The sequence below is a fragment of the Labilibaculum manganireducens genome (assembly GCF_963665805.2).
Lineage (GTDB): Bacteria > Bacteroidota > Bacteroidia > Bacteroidales > Marinifilaceae > Labilibaculum > Labilibaculum manganireducens.
The window spans coordinates 3,600,976-3,621,272 of the sequence record NZ_CAXXEE010000003.1; the positions used below are offsets into that span (position 1 = coordinate 3,600,976).

The 20,297-nt window shown below is 38.0% G+C and carries 15 protein-coding genes; 1 reads left to right on the top strand and 14 read right to left on the bottom strand.

What is annotated here, in order from left to right:
• The 12 genes from ACHZAX_RS13945 to ACHZAX_RS14000 all read right to left on the bottom strand — a co-directional run bounded on the left by ACHZAX_RS13945 (position 1) and on the right by ACHZAX_RS14000 (position 17,285).
• Positions 1-1,260, bottom strand: coding sequence for an O-antigen ligase family protein (locus ACHZAX_RS13945; RefSeq protein ID WP_320019560.1), 1,260 nt, complete (start codon positions 1,258-1,260; stop codon positions 1-3).
• A gap of 181 nt (positions 1,261-1,441) precedes the next feature.
• Positions 1,442-2,404 carry a glycosyltransferase gene (locus ACHZAX_RS13950; protein ID WP_101308966.1) on the bottom strand — a complete coding sequence of 321 codons (963 nt, stop codon included), beginning with the start codon at positions 2,402-2,404 and terminating at the stop codon, positions 1,442-1,444.
• Positions 2,405-2,431: 27 nt separating this feature from the next.
• Positions 2,432-3,382, bottom strand: coding sequence for an aspartate aminotransferase family protein (locus tag ACHZAX_RS13955; protein ID WP_101308965.1), 951 nt, complete (start codon positions 3,380-3,382; stop codon positions 2,432-2,434).
• A 1-nt stretch (position 3,383) separates the two neighbouring features.
• Positions 3,384-4,631 carry an ATP-grasp domain-containing protein gene (locus ACHZAX_RS13960; RefSeq protein ID WP_320019561.1) on the bottom strand — a complete coding sequence of 416 codons (1,248 nt, stop codon included), beginning with the start codon at positions 4,629-4,631 and terminating at the stop codon, positions 3,384-3,386.
• A gap of 4 nt (positions 4,632-4,635) precedes the next feature.
• Positions 4,636-5,805: a DegT/DnrJ/EryC1/StrS family aminotransferase gene (locus tag ACHZAX_RS13965; protein ID WP_320019562.1), complete on the bottom strand. Its 1,170-nt coding sequence runs from the start codon at positions 5,803-5,805 to the stop codon at positions 4,636-4,638.
• Complete coding sequence (locus ACHZAX_RS13970) at positions 5,784-7,244, bottom strand: MOP flippase family protein (protein ID WP_320019563.1); 1,461 nt, start codon at positions 7,242-7,244, stop codon at positions 5,784-5,786. The genes ACHZAX_RS13965 and ACHZAX_RS13970 overlap by 22 nt, the downstream gene beginning before the upstream one ends.
• Positions 7,245-7,255: 11 nt before the next feature.
• Positions 7,256-8,491 (bottom strand): non-hydrolyzing UDP-N-acetylglucosamine 2-epimerase, encoded by a 1,236-nt coding sequence (wecB, locus tag ACHZAX_RS13975; protein ID WP_320019564.1) that lies wholly within the window; start codon positions 8,489-8,491, stop codon positions 7,256-7,258.
• A 259-nt stretch (positions 8,492-8,750) separates the two neighbouring features.
• Positions 8,751-10,025, bottom strand: a complete 1,275-nt coding sequence (gene wecC, locus ACHZAX_RS13980; protein ID WP_320019565.1) for a UDP-N-acetyl-D-mannosamine dehydrogenase — start codon at positions 10,023-10,025, stop codon at positions 8,751-8,753.
• A 16-nt stretch (positions 10,026-10,041) separates the two neighbouring features.
• On the bottom strand, positions 10,042-10,569 hold the full coding sequence (locus ACHZAX_RS13985) for a UpxY family transcription antiterminator (protein ID WP_101308960.1): 528 nt from the start codon (positions 10,567-10,569) through the stop codon (positions 10,042-10,044).
• A 766-nt stretch (positions 10,570-11,335) separates the two neighbouring features.
• Positions 11,336-13,600, bottom strand: a complete 2,265-nt coding sequence (locus tag ACHZAX_RS13990) for an NADP-dependent malic enzyme (RefSeq protein WP_320019566.1) — start codon at positions 13,598-13,600, stop codon at positions 11,336-11,338.
• A 545-nt stretch (positions 13,601-14,145) separates the two neighbouring features.
• A complete protein-coding gene (locus ACHZAX_RS13995; protein ID WP_320019567.1) occupies positions 14,146-16,347 on the bottom strand; it encodes a DEAD/DEAH box helicase in 2,202 nt (733 codons plus the stop codon).
• Positions 16,347-17,285: a HamA C-terminal domain-containing protein gene (locus tag ACHZAX_RS14000; RefSeq protein ID WP_320019568.1), complete on the bottom strand. Its 939-nt coding sequence runs from the start codon at positions 17,283-17,285 to the stop codon at positions 16,347-16,349. Before ACHZAX_RS14000 ends, ACHZAX_RS13995 begins: the two co-directional genes overlap by 1 nt.
• Before the next feature lie 621 nt (positions 17,286-17,906).
• On the opposite strand from ACHZAX_RS14000, the gene ACHZAX_RS14005 reads away from it, so the two are divergent.
• On the top strand, positions 17,907-18,677 hold the full coding sequence (locus tag ACHZAX_RS14005; RefSeq protein ID WP_320019569.1) for a hypothetical protein: 771 nt from the start codon (positions 17,907-17,909) through the stop codon (positions 18,675-18,677).
• A 607-nt stretch (positions 18,678-19,284) separates the two neighbouring features.
• On the opposite strand, the gene ACHZAX_RS14010 is transcribed toward ACHZAX_RS14005, so the two are convergent.
• Both ACHZAX_RS14010 and ACHZAX_RS14015 read right to left on the bottom strand, forming a co-directional pair.
• Positions 19,285-19,569 carry a hypothetical protein gene (locus tag ACHZAX_RS14010; protein ID WP_320019570.1) on the bottom strand — a complete coding sequence of 95 codons (285 nt, stop codon included), beginning with the start codon at positions 19,567-19,569 and terminating at the stop codon, positions 19,285-19,287.
• Positions 19,556-20,284 carry a hypothetical protein gene (locus tag ACHZAX_RS14015; protein WP_320019571.1) on the bottom strand — a complete coding sequence of 243 codons (729 nt, stop codon included), beginning with the start codon at positions 20,282-20,284 and terminating at the stop codon, positions 19,556-19,558. The genes ACHZAX_RS14010 and ACHZAX_RS14015 overlap by 14 nt, the downstream gene beginning before the upstream one ends.
• Between the last annotated feature and the right edge of the window lie 13 nt (positions 20,285-20,297).

Genomic DNA, 20,297 nt, shown 5'->3' on the forward strand with positions numbered 1-20,297 from the left:
TTAAATTGTAGTTGAGTGAGTCATCGAATCGGACGATGCGAGCCGATGTTTTATTTCAAGGTAACGGTTGATCCTATCTTCTATCAATGAAATTCCGATGAACAGAGAAAGAAACAGATCCAATAAAAAGTAATTTGCCTGCTGGGTTACCAAACAGGAAATAAACATGAAAAAGATTGCTGCTGTCAATTGATTGTAACTGCTTTTTGCAGGAGCAATTTCTCTGAAAATGGCATAGAGAAAAACCAAATAAAGCAGGAAACCCAGTATTCCGTTATCGACTAAAGTTTGTACAAAACCATTGTGTGCAAAGAGTGGCATTCCATCCTTTTTCTCATACCTGTTTTGTGATTCCTGCATGCCCATTCCCACTAAATAGGTAACGAAATTACTTTCGTACAAATTTTCCAAATAAACCGCGGCAATCTGCAATCGCCCGGAACCTACTGTTTCGTAAGCCGGTTTATCTTCCTGCCCGGCCCTGTCGTCCGTCACTCTGCGGCGGAAACCTTCGTTGGTTTGATACAACACAACAAGACCCGCAAATAAAAGAACACTAAGAGCCAATATTTTACCCGCTTCTTTAAAAGTAATTTTTCGTACAAAAAGAATGCTGACTCCAAACACAAACATGAGCCATCCGGTTCGCGTGTAGGTTTTGAAAAGAAAGAATAATCCTAAAACTAAAAGTGGCCCCAATACTAAATTCAGCAGCATACCGCCTCTTTTTTTAACGATAAACTCAAGAATTACAATGCAGGCGATGGATAATAAAGCCGAGGTATAATGCGGCGCTCCCAATATGCCAACCAAACCATCCAAAGAGGAGTCCTCCATCCAAAGCATGGTTTTACTTACCGGAGCCGAAAAAACACCCAAATAGTAAGGAATATTTGAAACAATAAGAAAGCTGGCCAGATAAACCGGCAACATCCGTAATTTCTTCAGGCTTTCGACACTGTTGATATTCAAATAAATCCAATGAACCACCAAGGGTATGGTTAGGTATTTAGAGAAATTGATAATGGAGTCAACCGGATAATCGAAAAAAGAGGTATTCACCAGATTCTTAATCGCGAAAAGATAGCCGAGAATCAAAAAATTGAAATGGACTTTTTGCCCCAGAACACCAACAAATAGAAAAATAAGTAAAGGCAATTTCCAAATGTAAGCCATTTCCTGACCGCCAATTGTATAACTCTTTAAAAAAAGAGCAATAAAAAAAGCCAGCATCCAAAATCCTGTTTCAATGTACTTCATATTTATATCAGCGAATTAACAAATTCCATAATATCCAGCTAATTTTGCACGCAAAATACTTGAGATCTGAAAAGCAGCACCACCAAGTATTAACAACCTCTTTCCTTGCAAACACATATCACCCTTATTTTTTAACTATCTAGCATCACAATATTTACCAGTCACAGAGGTTTAAATTGCCCTAAGCTATAATCTTAAGTTTCTTTCTGGATGTATACAAAAAACAAAAAATAGAATCGAACATTTTGTATCTGGAAAGTATTCGGTACAAATACTCATTCCCTTTGGCTTTTTCCTTAAAATAGGTACTGCACTCCTCCCTTAAATCCTCTTTTTTTAAGAAAATAGCATATTTCAAAAGTTCCCTATGATAAATGTTTGATATATAAGGCAGTAAATGCTCACGATTAAATTTCCCGATGTAATATTTTTTAATAAGATATCTGTCTTTAAAAAAACGATAATCTCCATTCCAATCTAATTTATGGGTCACCGAATCGTCGTGAATCCGATAAGTAATGGTATCGTCTTTCATGTAATGAACTTTTGTTGCGGCAGCTGTTTCAATCCATAACGGATAATCCCCCATTTTCCATTTTTCATCAACAATTTTCTTCCCGATATTAATTTGTTGAAGCAAATCATTTTTCATGCACACTGTTGCCGTTGCAATGTGATTTCCCTTTAATACATCGTCTAAAACATTGCCCGTCGGTAACATTTCCCCGCCCCGAAGACTCTTTATTATTTTGCCGTCTTTAACACACGAAAGATTGGTGTGCACCATTCCGTAATCAGGATTGGCTTCTAAAAAATCAACCTGCTTTTGCAGTTTATGCGGATCGGTCCAAAAATCATCACCTTCACAAAAAGCAACATATTTCCCTTTGCAGGCAAGGTCAGTTCTATGATCATTTGCAGCTGCGCCCACATTTTTTTCATCGGTGATGATCCGGATTACATCAGGATATTTGTCCGCATATTCCTGAACAATTTTCATTGTACCGTCTGTACTGCAATCCTCACCAATAATGTATTCAAACGGGAAATTGGTTTTCTGCATCATGATTCCTTCAATGCACTGCGCAATGAATTTTTCATGATTGTAGGTAATCGTTTTTATACTAACAAAAGGGGTCGTCATATTTTATGAATTTATTGAATGTTTTTTTTATAACACAGCCAGTAATACTTTACAAATCCGCTCCATATCTTCTCTGTTGTATCTCTGATCGACAGGAAGAGGAAGTATGTATTTTGCCAGCTTGTAATCCAAACTATCTGCCGGACATTCCTCCAACACATTTGGCCAATAGCAGGCTGTAAATATTTTATTTTGAAGTAATTCCTTTCTCACATTTTCATTTTCCACATACAACGGATAAACCATTGGGCCATTTACGAGTAAATCGGAGAAATCGAATTGATTGACACCGGACAGTTGCTGATGCAGATACCGAAAGTTTTCTTCTCTTATTTGTTTTACTTCGGAATAATCAATGTGACTTAAAAGAGACTTGCTTAGCTCCGACATCTGCAGAATCGGCTGCTCCGACAGCTTTAAACTATTCTCCTGAAAATCGGAATAGCCGCTTTCTGCACCCAATTCCAAACGCTTTAGCAAATGTGACATTCTATCCCACGAATAATCCATTTTCAATTCTTCCTCCAAAACCAAATTGCTTGACAGATAAGCTCCATCGGGAACACCAAAAAACTTACGGGCCGAATAAAATGTTCCCAAAGCCGATGTTTTATCTGAAAAGAATGCCTGCGAATTGTCAACAATCAGATTCTCGATCTGATGACTCAACTGCTCAAGCACAGCATCTTTAATTCCGAAGTAGTTGATGTAAAGCACAACCTCATCCTTCTTTGGTGAAAAATCTAAAACAGGATTTAAATTCTGATCGACGCGATAATACTCAAACTCGATATTGAGTTTTTTTATGGGTTCCAAAAGCACTTTACATGAAAATCGCGGCAGATATATTTTTTTGAAATTACCTGCCCTAAGTAAATATTCGAGACAATTTCTGCCGGTATTCAAGTGCAGCAGATCTGGGTAATATCCCGGTCCGCCAACTACTTCCAACTCAAAATAGCCGCCAATTGCTTTCATCTTAAATTGCTAACCGATTTGTATTCGCATTGTTCACAAAAATTATTTCTTCCGATTCGAGTTTAATCTGAATGTATTTTTCGCTGTTGTTTATCTTTTCATACATCTCATCCCCCGACGAAAATTGCAGTAAAAGAACACCAATGGTTGCATTCGATCCTTGAAAGGATATCACCGAATCACCGGTGTTTTTAAAAATGTGCTTCTCCAGAATATTTTCGGTTAAATCCGGAGATATAGTTATTTCTTTTAACAGACCATCCCGATCGCTGTGCAAAACATAGTAAGCAAAAAAGCCTTTTTTGTGAATATGATCAACAATAACTTTCTTTCCCATGGCTGCTTCAATAGTTGCATTCACCATATTAAATCCGCTTGCATACTGCTCCAGCTGAGGAACCAAATTCCCTCCGTTGCGAGGACCGGCTTCCATTAAAAAAATTCGGTCATCCTCATCAATTCTAACTTCAATATTAAAGGCTCCCTGCTTGATAGCAAGAAGATCGAATAAGCGCTGCAGTTCCAGTTCAATCCGGCTCAAAACAGCTGCGGAATGTATCGATGGCAATGTTGTAGAGTAAGGAACAAATGGATTTACTTTTTCATCGAAATGGTGATCGCCCAAATAACAAAAGCATATTTTCCCTCCGCACACAAATACATCACCATGAATCTGCGGTCCTTTCTTAACAAGAAACTCCTCCATCACAATCCTTTTGGTTCTTGAAAAACTCATCGCATATTCAAAAGCGCTTACCAGTTCCCCCGCCGAACGAATCTTTCGAACTCCTTTACTTCCCGATGAATCAACAGGTTTTACCATCAACGGAAATAAAAAATCATCAATTTCGAGCAAAGCATCTGCCAGGCTTTCAAATCCTTTCGATTTTGGCAGATTAAATCCATTCTTTTGAAGAAAATTCCTAAACAAATCTTTCTCTGCCAAAATTTTCACCGATTGGTATGAATTCCCCGGCAGATCCATTTTTTCGGATACATATGCGGCAGTTGGTGCCGCAGGATCCGAAGCATAGGCCACAATACCATCTATCTCCAGTTTTTTAGCCAATTCGAGCACCAGTTCTTTATCCGTAGTGCTAATGTTGTAATATTCATCGGCATATTGATGCCCGGGATTTTCAGGCGCAAAATCACAGGTAATTGCGTGATAGCCCAACTTCTTTGCAGAAAGAACAGAAGGCACCTGAAAATAAGAACCCCCAAGTAGTAATATCTTCTTCTTATTCATAGCTTTACTCTATTTTTCTTTTAATTTGACTCAATATCTTCACAGGAATTTCTCTGCTCTCAACCCGCGCCATCCCTTTAAGAACAGACACAACAGTATCAACTACTTCATCGGGTAAATCAGGATACAAGGGAAGACAAATTACCTGTCGTGATATCTCGTAAGCAATATCCAAACCTTTTGCTGACGGCAATCCCCGGTATGTTGAAAATTCACTGATTAAAGGGTAAAAATACCGCCGGCCGTAAATGTTGTGCTTTTTCAGTTCTTCATATACATCATCTCTCGATCTGCCGAACTCCGATTCGTCAATAAAAACGGGAAAATAGGAATAGTTGTAATCAACATCCACCGGATTTTCGAGGTAACGTACCCCATCTATATCTTTCAAGCCATCGCGGTATTTTTCAGTAATGTGCTGTCTGCCGTCAATTGCCGAATCGAAATATTTTAATTGCAGAATTCCGTAAGCGGCCTGCAATTCGTTCATTTTAGCATTAATACCAGGAGCAACAACGGTTGTTTCATCAGCAATGCCAAAATTTTTCAAATAATCAATTCGCTTTTTTGTTTTCAAATCATGACAGATGATTGCTCCCCCTTCGATGGTATTGAAAACTTTGGTGGCATGAAAACTGAGAATGGATAAATCGCCGTAATTCAGAACACTCGACCCTTTGTATTTCACGCCAAAAGCATGAGCGGCATCATAAATTACCCGCAAGCCATATCGGTCGGCCAAATTCTGAATCTCATCAACATCACACGGATTTCCATATACGTGAACAGGCAATATTGCGGTTGTTTCAGGAGTAATTGCAGCTTCAATCAATTTAGCATCCAAATTGCAGTAATCAGCTTCAATATCAACAAAAACAGGTTTTATTCCATTCCACCATAAAGAGTGGGTTGTGGCCACAAAACTGAATGGCGTAGTAATTACTTCTCCTTTTATTTTCAGACACTGCAAGGCTGCCATTAAGGCCAGCGTTCCGTTCGAAAATAAGGATACGTAAGGTACTCCAAGAAAAACGGCCAGTTGTTTTTCAAATTCCTGATGGTATTTGCCATTATTTGTCAACCACCTGCTGTCCCAGATATCCTCTAACAAAGGGATAAATTCATTTAATGGCGGCAATTGCGGCCGGGTAACTAATATTTTATGTTTTTCCATCTTCTTAGGGGTATTACTTCTTTTAAAATCAGTAATCCATCGGTCAAAGCTTCTTGTTTTGTTGCTATTGCCAACAGTAAATAAGATCCGATACCTACAAGTATCTGGTAAGAGAGAGAAAGAATTTCATTATTGATCAACCAACCTGTCATCATAAAAGCAACCATTAAAAGACTGATTAAAAAGGTTTGACTAATGTCTTTAAGTTGATTGGGTATGGTATAGGCAATCAATTTTCCTGTAAAAAAAGCATTGATAAAAAAGCTTATGAAAGAGGTACAGATCTGGCCGATCACCAAGCCCATTATTCCCCAATTCAATCCGATAATAATTGCAAGTATCACAATCGATTTTTTAACAATTTCGAGGTACAAGAATAAATCAGAACGGCCTTTTACCTTTAAAATATTCAAATTAGAAGCGTGCAAAGTGTAGATCATTCCGGCGATACACAACAACTGAAAATAAGGTACTGCCGGCAGCCATTTTGCACCTAAAATTAAGACCAAAAGTGGTTTGGCGACCACAGCCAGTCCCAGCATCAGAGGGAAATTAATAAAGACCAAAAGCTTAATCAGTTTTCTGAATCCTTGTTTCAACTTTTCGTTATCGTCCTGAATTTTCGAAAAAGCCGGAAAGGTTACATTTCCCACCACCTGTGCCAATGTTGTAACCGGAACCTGCTGCAGTTTTTTTGCCTGCGTGTAAAATCCCAAAGCTGATGCTGAAAACATTCGTCCGATTACCATTAAGTAAATGTTCTCGAAAGTTTGACTGATAATGCCGGACAGCAGCAGTTTAGAACCAAAACGAAACAGCTGTTTAAAAGATTGAATGGAAAAAATAAATGAGGGAAGCCACGAACTTTTTATCCAAAACAAAACAGTTCTAAAAAAATAGATGCCAATAATTTGACCTGCAAGCGCCCAAACACCAAAATTGAGTAAAGCCATTCCTATTCCTACAAAAGCCGATAAAAAATTGGCAATTACCACTACCTGAGCAATGGATTTAAAATTCATTTCAATTTTAAACTTCACCAAATGAATTAAGCCAAAAGAGTTTACTGCTAAAACAAGACAAACAACCCTCGTTAAATCTATCAGCAAAGGCTGATGAAAAAAGTCGGCAATATAAGGAGCTGCAGCAAATAACAGGAAGTAGAGTACAAAACCTATTGCGATGTTAAAATAAAAAACCGTTGAATAATCCGTCTGATTCACATCCTTTTTCTGGATGAGTGCATTATCGAATCCACTATCGATAAATGCCTGGGAAACTCCAATAAAGATGGCCAGCATCCCTATCAAACCAAAATCTTCCGGCTCCAGCAGTCTGGCAAGTATAACCTGAGAAATCAGAAGAATGAACTGGCTTCCAAATTTTTCAAGGAAACTCCAGAATACTCCTTTAATGGTTTGACTCTTTAATTCGGACATTTATAATGTAGTTAAGCAACAATTTTTTCCCGAACTGCAATCGCTTTTTTCAATTCCTGTACTATTCTGATACACGCATTTCCATCGCCGTAAGGATTGCTGGCGGTTGACATTTTTCGGTAAATGGCATCCTCCTCGAAAAGCATTTCCACCGCTTCAATAATCCGGGAAGAATCAGTACCAACCAATTTTACTGTTCCGGCCGACAAGGCCTCAGGACGCTCGGTTGTATCTCTCATCACCAAAACAGGTTTCCCCAAAAACGGAGCTTCTTCCTGTATTCCTCCCGAATCGGTTAAAATCAGGTAAGAAAGATCCATCATGTAAACAAATGGCAAATAGTCAATCGGATCAATCAGGAAAATGTTTTTCACACCGGCCTCCCCGTTCACCGGATTCTTACCCAAAATTTCGTAAACCGGTTTCTGCACATTCGGATTCAAATGAACCGGATACACAAAATCGACATCAGGATATTTCGCCGCTAAAAATTTAATCGATTCGCAGATATTTAAAAATCCCTTCCCGAAATTCTCCCGGCGATGTCCGGTTATCAAAACCATTTTTCGTGCACGGTATACCCAGTCGGCCACCAAACTGGTAGGAATTCCTTTGGCCTGCAGCACATTAATTATATTCATTACCACCCGCGACGAACGGTGAATTTTGGTTAGGGTCAGCTGCAAAGCATCGATAACGGTATTGCCGGTAACAACAATTCTGCTTTTGCTGATTCCTTCATCCATCAGGTTTCTCTGAGCCATAATGGTAGGTGCAAAATGCCATTGTGCCAATCTTCCGGTAATTTGACGATTGCCCTCTTCGGGCCATGGCGAATACAAATTATTGGTTCGCAGTCCTGCTTCGATATGCGCAACAGCTATTTGCTGATAGTAAGCGGCCAAAGCCGTTGTTGCAGAAGTGGATGTATCGCCGTGCACCAATACCAAATCGGGTATGGCTTCTTTCAGCACATCGCGCATTCCAATAAGAACCCGGCTGGTAATGTCATATAAATCCTGACCGGACTTCATGATTTCAAGATCGTAGTCGGGTTGAATATCAAACAAATCAAGTACCTGATCGAGCATTTCGCGATGTTGGCCGGTTACACAAACAATCGTCTCAAAATCATCGGGATACTTTTGAAATTCTTTTACTAGCGGCGCCATTTTTATGGCTTCGGGGCGGGTTCCAAAAACCAATAACACCCTGTATTTTCCATTCCCGTTCATAATTCGGTTCATTTAAAAGTGAATAATTTTTACTGTTCCGCTCCTAAAAATGTGGTTGTCCTTGAGCGGTACATTGGTAAGTAGTACTTAGTAGATAGTACTTAGTAGATAGTACTCAGTAGATAGTATTCAGTAGATAGTAAACAGTAGATAGTAAACAGTACCAGTAACCGGTAATGACAACTGGTAATTGATAAACAGCAGCTGAAAAACAGCACAGTAGAAGTTGTATATTTAAAAAGACCTGCCGCTAATTACTGAGTACTTATTCCTATTTATTGACTGATCTCTTTACAGCTGATTCAACACGCACGGCTTCGAGATCTTCTGTTTGCTTGTTGGTTACTCCACAAAAATCCAAAACCAATTTGTTCTTTGATTTCGGTAAAGAATAAAATTCTCTGTGTGCAACCAAATAAACAACCATATCTGCAGCATCAAAAGCATTTTTATAATCAGAGAGTTCAAATTCAGGATGTGAATCAATATTTGGTTCAACAAGCAGGATTCCGTTCTGTTCGGATCCGATTACTTTTTGCGCAATGTATTTGGCAGGCGATTCGCGCAAATCATCAATATTTGGCTTAAATGCCATTCCCATTAAAGCAATTTTTGGTTCGTATCCATGTTTTAGCTGAAACTGCAGACTGGCATTCTTAATTTTCTCAACACACCAAAAAGCCTTGTAATTATTTATTTCTCTGGCTTTTCCAATGATCTGACTTTCCAGGGGATACTCCGAAACAATAAAGTAAGGATCAACTGCAATGCAGTGCCCTCCTACTCCGCAGCCGGGAGTTAAAATAGTAACCCGCGGATGCCTGTTCGCCAACTCAATCAACTCCCAAACATCAATACCTGCCTTATCGCAAATAATTGAAAGTTCGTTGGCAAAAGCAATTTGTACATCGCGGGATGAATTCTCAACCAATTTGCACATTTCAGCAGTTTTTGAATTGGTCCGGTGCAATTCTCCGGTCACAAATTTTTGAAAGAATTCACAGGCCCGTTCCGTCGATTCTTCATTAATACCACCAATTACCCGGTCGTTGTGTTCCAATTCATAAATAATATTGCCGGGCAATACCCGTTCCGGACAATAAGCAATAAAAATTGTTCCTTCCAGATCCGGACGTTTTGAATAAATCAAATCTCTTACCTTCCCGGTTGTCCCTACCGGAGATGTTGATTCAATTATGAACAAATCCCCCGCCTTCAGTAAAGGAATAACAGCATTGCCTGCAGCAAGCACATAGGAAATATCCGGCTCATGATTTCCTTTAAAAGGAGTAGGTACAGCAATAGTATACACATCGGCTTCCACGGGCTGCAGGTGAGCGCTTAAATAACCATCCTCCACCACTCTTTTTACCAAAACATCCAAATCGGGCTCAACAATAATAATCCGGCCTTCGTTCACGGCCTCAACTACCTTTGGGTTTACATCCACTCCATGAACTCTCATACCGCTGTTCGCAATAAGAGCAGCCGTAGGCAGGCCAATATACCCCATACCTATTGTGGTAACTATTTCCATTTTATTCATAAGATTTACTGAAATTTTAGTGCGTGACTGGTTGAACTTGTTTAATGGTATCCAGACTAATATCTGTATAAACACAAGTTCCTAAAGAATCGAAGCGGATAACAATCCGATTCTTCCCCTTTATTTGTGTGATTTCGCCTTGAATGCCTTTTAGAGGGCCTGCAACAACTTCAACCAACTCTCCTTTTTCCAGATGATCTGAACAAAGATCAACCTTGCGGTTTTTATCTTCTAAAAAAAGTCGAAGTGCTTCAATTTGTTGTTCGGGTATAGGCACAGCTTTGCCACCGAAAGTTACATACCTCACTGCAAAAACAGAGTTAATTACATTGTAGTATTCTCTTTCGCTGACTTTCACAAATAAATAGGACCGAAGAAGGGGTTCTTCCACCCATTTCGTACGGTCACTCCATTGTCGAAGCTCTTTTTGTAAAGGAAGGTAGCACTCGATATCTTTCGAGCACAATTCTTGATGGAGCCTCTTTTCAGCCCGCGACCGGGTATAGATCGCATGCCAAAAGTAAGGTCTTTTGATGGCTTGCATGGTGGTTGAGTTAAGGTTGACAAGTGAATAAGGTCTGCAGGAAAATAGACGATAGTTGGTTGAAGACTATATGTATCTACTCTCGTGGAGGAGCGGTTGGTTTCTATCTGATAGGGCACAGCTTCGCTTCCTCGGTCACAGAAAGATGTTGTACCGTTATCTTTTTACATCTAATCATTCATCGAAAAGTAAAACTTTCGAAAAACAATGGTTTTATTCGTCAAAGAAAATCAGACTGCTTTTTTTCTTCAATGCCATTCGCATATTCTTTGAACGGTAAATAAAATTTCGGGAGATTTTTGCTAAGGAACAAATTTGAAGGTTCTTTACTTAGACAGAATCTAAACAATTTTGGTAAGGGGAGACTATTATCTGACTAATGCATCTTTTTTACTGATATTCAATGGATAAGGAAAATTAAACAAGCCTGCTTTGTTTATCTTATTTTAATATCCAATTTTCGCATTCCGATAGAATCCTGTATTGGTAATCTTAAACAAAGCGATTTCAGTCGCTTCCCTACATGGATTGAATGAAGAAAAAAAAAGTTATTTATCGATCATTCATCTAACAAATGAATCAATTAATGGAAAAAGCTTCAGCGAAAATCATAAAATATTCAACTGAAGCTTCGCACTTATTTTGCATCTAGTTACTTGCAGTACTTGCAACTTGTTACTTGTCACTTGTTACTTGTCACTTGTTACTTGTTACTTGTCACTTGCCACTTGCCACCTGCCACTTGCAACTTACTACTTGTTACTTGTCACTGTCCCTGCGCATCCACCACAGCAATGGTAACCAGATTCACCAATTCGCGAACCGAACTTTCGAGGGGAACAATGTGAATTGATTTATTCATTCCCAGTAAAATTGGCCCGATTGCTTCTGCTCCACCCAACTCCTGCATAATTTTGTAAGCAATATTGCCACTGCTTAAGTTCGGAAAAATAATCGTATTTACTTTCCGGTTCCCCAACTTCGTGAACGGAAACATTTTGGTTCTGAGTTCGTTATTCAATGCAAAATTCATCTGAATATCACCATCCACAATTAAATCAGGATAATCGCGATGCAAAATTTTCACCGCCTCCTGCACCCGCACCGGACTTCCCTCACGTATCGATCCAAAATTGGAGTAGGAAACCATTGCAATTACCGGTTCGATATTGAATTTGCGAACCGCTTCGGCTGTCAGTAAAGTGGTATCGACCAAAGTTTGTGCCTCAGGCCGGGGATTCACCGTTGTGTCAGAGAAAAAGATGGGTCCCTTATTGGTCATCATCAGATACATGCCGGCAATGTGATTGATTTCGGGTTTAATACCAACGGTTTGAATTGCCGGCCGAATGGCTTCAGAATATTTCGAAGTAGATCCGCTGATAAAAGCATCGGCCTCACCCATTTCAACCATCATGGCACCAAAATAATTACGATCCGTCATTTTATCGAGAGCCTCGGAATAGGTTAAGCCCTTTCGGCTGCGTTTCTGAAACAATACCTTTGCGTACTCCTCTCTTCGGGTTCTTTCCTCTGCTCCCCGCCAATTAATAATAGGTACATTTCCCAAATCCAAATCGTTTTCCTGAATTAATTTTTCGATGTATTCCGTATTCCCCAGTAAAATAGGCTGAGCAATTCCTTCGTGCAATACGGTTTGAGCTGCTTTCAGAACCTTAAAATTAGTTCCCTCGGCAAATACCACCCGTTTCGGACTCCGCCTGGCTTTATCGGTTAAAGCCCTCATTAGCTTATTGTCGCGGCCCAAACGCTCTTCCAATTGCAGTTTATAAACCTCCCAATCGGTAATCGGAGCGTGCGCAATGCCCGAATCCATTGCCGCTTTGGCAACTGCCGGAGCAACTATGGTAAGTAATCGAGGATCGAGTGGCTTGGGGATGATGTAATCAGCACCAAAATTTAAATTCAATTTTCCGTAAGCAATGTTCACCATATCGGGTACATCCTCTTTTGCCAAAGCCGCCAAAGCCCGCACAGCTGCAATTTTCATGGCCTCGTTAATTGCCGTTGCTTTTACATCCAGTGCGCCGCGGAAAATGAACGGGAAACCCAGCACATTGTTTACCTGATTGGGATGATCGGACCGGCCGGTAGCCATAATTAAATCCTTACGGGTTTCCATGGCCAAATCGTAATCAATTTCGGGATTTGGATTGGCCATGGCGAAAACAATGGGTCTGGCTGCCATCGACATTATCATTTCGGGCGTGAGCACATCGGCTACCGATAAACCCAAAAACATATCTGCGTCTACTAAGGCTTCCTTTAGTGTGTGAACATTTTTACGGGTAGCAAATTCCTTTTTAACGGCACTTAAATCGCTGCGCGATTCGTGAATTACGCCTTTGCTGTCGACCATTACAATGTTCTCTTTTTTAACGCCAAGCGAAATATACAAACGCGTGCAGGCCACTGCCGATGCCCCGGCTCCGTTTACCACCAGATGAATGTCACCCGGTTTTTTGTTCTGAATTTCGGCCGCATTCAGCAATGCAGCTGCCGAAATAATGGCTGTTCCGTGCTGATCGTCGTGCATTACGGGAATTTTCAGCTCTTTTTTTAGCCGGTCCTCAATCTCGAAACACTCGGGTGCTTTTATATCCTCTAAATTAATACCTCCAAAGGTGGGCGCAATTCCCTTCACAATCTTCACAAACTCATCCACATCTTTGGTATCTACCTCAATATCGAACACATCGATATCAGCAAAAATCTTGAACAGCAATCCTTTTCCTTCCATCACCGGTTTGCCGGCCTCAGGACCAATATCGCCCAAACCCAAAACAGCCGTTCCGTTCGAGATCACCGCCACCAAATTTCCTTTCGCGGTGTACTTGTACACATCACCAGGGTTCTTCTCAATGGCCAAACAGGGTTCGGCAACCCCCGGCGAATAGGCCAGCGATAAATCCAATTGGGTGGAATGAGGTTTGGTGGGTACTACTTCAATTTTTCCGGGACGTGTGCCTTCGTGATAGCTAAGTGCATCTTCTTTGGTAAATTTAGCCATTGCTAATTTGATTTAGGAAATGAGATTGTTTGTTTACTGTGTATGAGAAGAGGACTAAAAGACGGAAGCCTTTGCAGAGATATTTTGAAAACTTCCCAACTTCACTGTCTTGCTCACCAGAGTTTTACACCCTATAATTTCCGCCAAAATTTATTTAGAAGAAAGCTAAATAGGAGCAAAACAAAACACCTCTCCCTACTCTTTACAAATATAAAACCTCATCTTGTTCTTTTACAAAATATAAAACCTCACCTGATTCTTTTTCGAAATACCTCTCCCTAGCCTATCCGGTTTAAAAACCACATACCAAACCGTCCAGATCAAAATACCTCTCCCTAGGTACTATTAAAAGGGGGTATTCGCTCAATTTGGCTGAGATTGCCACAGCCTCATGCTTCGGCTTCGCAATGACAGTTTGAATGATGGCGGATATTCTCAGATGAAGGCATAAAAAAATCTCCTCGGGTGGGAGGAGATTTTATAATAAGGAATAAAACATAGTATCTTAACTAATGCTACGAAGCAAACCGTTGTATTTACTAAGATTAATTTTCTTTTAATTTATTTCTTTCATAATCTATAAAAATAGGATTATTGAATAGACTTTCAGATCTTATTTTTTGAATAACATCATCTTGTGAAATATTTTCTGGAATTAATTTTTCGAGTTTGCGAATCGCCGATCCCGGAATACCAAATTCAGATAGAATGGTTAAATTTTCTCTTAGAAAATCATTTTCTATCAAATTTGAGAAGTAACTATAATTTCCTGCTCTTAACCCATTTTCGTTACATACAAATTGTTGAATTGAATTCAATACCGATAGCCATTTAGGAACTTTGTATTCAAACCAGTGTTTTAAAGTTTGAAAACTCTGCATAATGGCTTCATCCCTAATTTCGGATTCAGATTTATGACTACTACGTGGAAGACTTCTTAAATATGAAAAAGTATTTTCGACCAAATTCCATATACTTTGATTGTAACCATAAATTTGAGTTACTGTTACTAATGCCTTTAATGTCATTTGTCCACCAGTTTCAGTTGGTTTTCTCAGATTATTCCAAGCTAATCCTAAAACATATTCAAGTTGTTCTTTTGTTGGATAGTTATTCCAAGAAATAAGATGATACTTTGTCTTTATATCTTGTCTTATTGTTTCAATGATTGTTTTTTGACCAAATACATTTACACCATTATTTTTAATAACCTCTTTTTCTAAATTTGGAATACTAGCAATGGCCTTGTATTGGACACTATCAGTGTCAATCACTTCACTTTCCATTAAATTAATAAGCACTTCATTGGAAATTGGATTTTGTTCAAAAAATGGTATGTCAATAACTATTTGTGCATTATCCGGAATGCGATTGAAATTGTAAATATTTCCAGTATAATGTATCATAAGTCTACCAGCTCGTCCTTTAATATTCGAATAATCAAAAAAATCAATAGGAGTATTTCTACCTTTTTTAGAATCATAAAAAACTATATTTTTTGCACTAGTATTTACCCCTTCAATTATGGTCGTTGTGCAAAAAAGATAATTCAGATTTCCTTCGTTGAAATAATTGATAATAGAAGATGTAATATGCTTTTGAAGTGCTCCATCATGAATTCCAATTTTATTATTTAGCAAATTAATTAAACTCCAATCGTGTGAAATATTTTCTTTTATCCATTCAATAATATCCAATTCATTATTACTGCTCTCTATTCCTTTTTCAATCAGATATTTTGAAAACCTTTTGGATAAATCCCGAACTCTATTAGGTGAAGAACAATAAATTATTGATTGTTCATGACTATTGGTTAACAGTAAATCAAAAAGTTTTTTTTCTTTTATTTCCAGAGCCTCTTTATATCCTTTCTTTCTATGGTGTGTAGTCTTATCAAAAACTTCTTTATTCGGAGTATATAGGTCAATAACCTTTGTGTCAACTAAAGAAGATTTAGTTTTATAAAAAATTGCATTATACTTTTCTGTAAAACCAGGAGAAATACCATCAATATTTGGACCTAACAAGTAAAATTTACTATTGAATGTTTTAAGAATATAATTAAACGCATTATTTAAAGAATCGGCTCTTTCATCATCCCTATTCGCACTTAATTTGTAAAATTCGTCAATCACTAAAAAATCGATATTCGGGAATTGCTCATATTCATTTACCCTTTCAGCAGTAAAAAGAAAAAGATTTCCCTTTTCTTGACTTGCTTCTTGAGAGGTTCGAACGACTATTTTATAGTCGCTATCATATTTCTTAAGCTTTTTTCTAGTCTCATCTAGCAATGCTAAAGTTGGTTGAATAATAATAATATTCTTGAATTTTTTTGAAGAAACAAACTCTTCAATAAGTAAGCTTTTACCAAAACTTGTTGGAGCACTCACAATGATATTCTTATCTGAATTTAGCAATGACAACAGATACATTTGATCTTCATGTAAAAACTTGTCAAGATTATCTGAGTGGTGATATTCTTTTCTAATAAGTGCATCCGTTGAATCTAGTTGCAAATTTTCCTTTAATAAATAAGGATAAAACCCAACGGCCTCTACAAGATCTGTCAAAATTAGATTTAGCTCAGAATCAAATTTTGAACGATTATTTAGAATATTTACTAATAGCTTTTGAGCTCTTTGCTCATCTTCTATTATAAATTGAGAACATATTTTATACAATTCAAATGTTTGTTCTGAATTGAAAGAAGCTTTAGTCTCTATTTCTCTTATTATTTTTTCCATTATTCTCCAAGTACTTGTAATAAAGACAGTTTGTGGTGTAAACCTTTTACTAACTCCACCTTGTTCTGAACGGGAAATAGAATTAGAATGATATTTAGTTTAGTTTTTAATGGATGATTATTATGAGTATCAAAATAATCTTTCAATTCTTTCATTTCTGCAATGTATTTTTCGATAAATTCATGTGAATTTTCATCATCATAGCTTGTGAATAAATCAGAGTTGTAGGTACACAATAACGGTATATTTATTGCTTCAAGTTGGTCAGCTAATTTGGTCGTTTTTAACATCACATCTAACCAATAATCTTTTTCAGGAATATTATCAAAATGCTTTAGTTTCTTTGATACAATTAAAAACTCTGATTCTAAATAGTCGCTTTTAAAATGTTCCTCAATATCTTTTACTAATTCCTTTATTCCTCTTTTTCCATCCTTATAAAGTTTAGATTCTCCCAGCCATAAAGTCTTAGTTTCTTCTTGAATATGGACAGCATCAAACCCATGTACTGTGTGACCAAAAGAATCTTTAAAATAAATTTTTGAAAGTAATGGTATTGTCTTGTGAAAGTCACGAAGTAGCAGATGTAATATTAACTCACCAAATTCTCCACGTCTTAAATATTTATCATCAATATCATCATCTAACTCACCATTATTTACATAAATATCTTTGATTTTTTGAAATGAATCGATTTTATAAATTGATTTAGCAGCCTCTGTTAATCTTGATAATGTTTCCGTGTTATCAGTACTCCCGCCTTCATGAAAACCAAATGCAAATTCATGGATTACATGCGTGAGTTTTTCTATTAGCGGTTTTAAACGATATTTTTTTTCACCTTCATCATTTAAATCAAATCCGACCAAAAAAGTACTTATCTCAGCTTCATTAATTCTATGACTGATTATTTTTTCCGAATTAAATGGTGTTGCCATATCTTGGTTTTTAATATAACCTAACGTAAAAAATTCCCTTTATTTTTCTTTTTCTCCAATTGCAGAAGACTATGGATGGCATATCGCCTTTGTATGATTATTTAAAGCGAAAACGAACAAGCCTCAATGCTCTTCCATTTTCGCACCCCCTAAAGTAATCATATTTAAAATACATCAGAAGCTACCCCCCTTATTCATTTTCATTTAAAAGAAGACAAGCTGTTCTCAACTGCAAACTATCTTGTTTTACAGGAACAGCAAACCAAACGCACAAACAATTATCACCTTCATTTACAAAATAAATCTCTTAATCAGGAGTAACAAACCATTAATCATGAGCACAAAGAATTTGCACCGAAAAGTAATTAATCATATTTTTCACATTTTTTAACGTTTTATATTCAATATACTTGTATCCCTACTATTTACTGAGGGTGCCGCAAGTTGACACTTTTTAAAATCATAACATTTACAATGTTTTTTGGCAAAGCGTTTTTTGGTTTAACTTAAATTTTCTACTTTCAAAACTGTTTTATTAAAAAACCCTTCGGTTTTAGCACCGAACGAAACAAAACATCAGTACAAAAATTGTTATTTTATTTACCTTAAAACCGAAAAAACATGTCGGAACAAGAAAATTACGACAGCAGCCTGGAAGAAATACAAGCTGCTGTAAAAAATGAAGAGATTAAACATTGCAGCATGCCCATTGGGATGTATATCGCAGAAATTAAATCGATTATTCATGTGGCAAAGCAAGACCTGCCACAACTGATTTCTGTTGGCTATCAGTCCGAAAAACTGGAAAAACTGGAAATTTTAACGGGCGCTTTAACTGTTGCTTTATCGATATGGGCAACAGAAGCTACAAGCAAAGCCGAAGCTCTAAAAAAATGGCAGGAAAATGCACCGGCCATGCACGATCTGATTCGTGATTTATATGATAACATGAGGTTTGCCTTCCGAAACCATAACGATTTAATCCAGATTTTGGATGAAATTAATGAAGGCGATTCGAATTCTGATTCGGTGATGGATCTGGCGAAACTGGGCAGACTGGGTAATAATCATGCCGAACTTTTAACGGCAATTGGTTATGAAATGACGCAGTGCAGCAAAGCCTTGAGTGAATCGGAACGAATGGGTGCGATACTGGCCGAAGTGAATGGCTCTTTTTATGTTGATGATGAGAAGAAAGTGATACGCGACAAGTCGTACACTTTGGTAAAACGATATGCTGATGAATTGAAAGATTACGGGAAATTTGTTTTCCGAAAAGATGAAGATCATGCTCAGCTTTATACCAGCAAATATCTTCGCAACAAAAAATCGGAGTACCGAAAAAACAAAGAAAATGCGGCCGCTGACATCCCCGAAGAAACTGTCAGTTGAATTGGATGATGAAAATTACAGAAGGGAATCGGGAGGTTCCCTTTTTTATGCACGTCCGCAGGGAGGTTGCATCCTGCAAACCAAAAGCAATATCTGATTTTCTGTCTTGGAGGTTCTGATGTATGTCTTGGAAGCCCTTCTCTGTGTCTTGGAGCTTCTGCATCTTGTCTTGGAGTAAAGCTCACTGTGTCTTGGAGCAGCTTCTGCTTGTCTTGGAGCAGCTTCTGCTTGTCTTGGCGAAGGAACCTTCTGTCTTGGAGCCGCTTCTGATTGTCTTGGAAAAGAACGGGAGCTATTATAACTGCCACCTAAAAGCGCGTGAGTGCCTAAATGCTCTGACGGTGGTGAATTACAAAAACAATTTCGGAGCAGGCAAAACCATCGTGAAGATGTGAAATCACTGACAAGGTATTATTAAAACTGGGATTCACACAATTTGAAAGGGATTGCTGCTGCCTTATGCTTCGGCTTGGCAACGACGGCCTGGTTCTGTTCTCCCTTTTTTAAGGGAATCCCAAAATTATTCGGGACGATGGACAGGGTGAAATCCATTCAAACAGAACCACCATAGGGATGCAAAGCCGTTACTCATCAGCCTGTTAACAGGCTACAGTAAAGCAGCGAACTGTGGTATTTTCTTTGCAATTTTAACAGCTACATCACCCAATTCTTTAATATTATGGATTAATTGGGCTTGTGACAGATTGTCTTTTGATGCTTGATCAACCGCATTTATAAGATCCAAATATATTTTTGAATCGGTGGTTTTAGGGATAAGAGCATCAATTTCTTCTTTCGATAATCCTTTTAATTCATTTAATTCCTGTTGGTATTTGCCGGTAAAAGCTGCATCAGCTTCAGCAAATAAATCATCATATTTATTTTTCGCCATTGCTTTGTTTTTTATTGGTTATCTCTTTTATTTGATTTGTTATTTTCTGGATTTGTTTGTAGGCATCATCGCTTTGTGCATCGATTTTTTTCCCTGTTTCAACAGCCTTCTCAACCTGTTCCGAAACTTTTACCAACGAATTTGTAAGCAGGCTGTCTGCTCCTTGTAAACCGATCATTGAAAGTGCTTCCTGCTGTGTTTCTTTTAATTTTCGCAACGACTGCAGGTAAGCTGTAATGGTACGATTGGCAGTAAGGGCATTTTCGTACGACTGATTGATTGATTTGGTAATTTCGGAATGCTGCTGTTTTATTGGCAGCAGCAACTCCTTTCTTTTGCCGGATATCTGATTTTGAGCCGCTTCAAGAAATTCCTGCATATCATTAATTGCAGCTTTCGCTTCTTCTTCTCCTTCTTGTTTTCCTGCCAGCTCAATTACACTGTACAAACATGGTTTTCCGTCCTTGTAATCCTGTAACTGACTTTTTAATGCATAATGAATTACAAAAGGAACATAAACATCATCAACAAAAGAATTAATATCATTTTCAATTTTTTTGAAATAGAGATCGGTAATATCGTTGTGCGATTGATGCAATATCTGCAGATCGCTGCCGAGGGTTTTAGATAATAATACTGTCTCTTTTGGAATTGAGGCACAGGCGGTAAACAGAAACAATGCTGCCAGTACTCCTATATTTTTCACTCTCATCATTTGGATTTGTTTG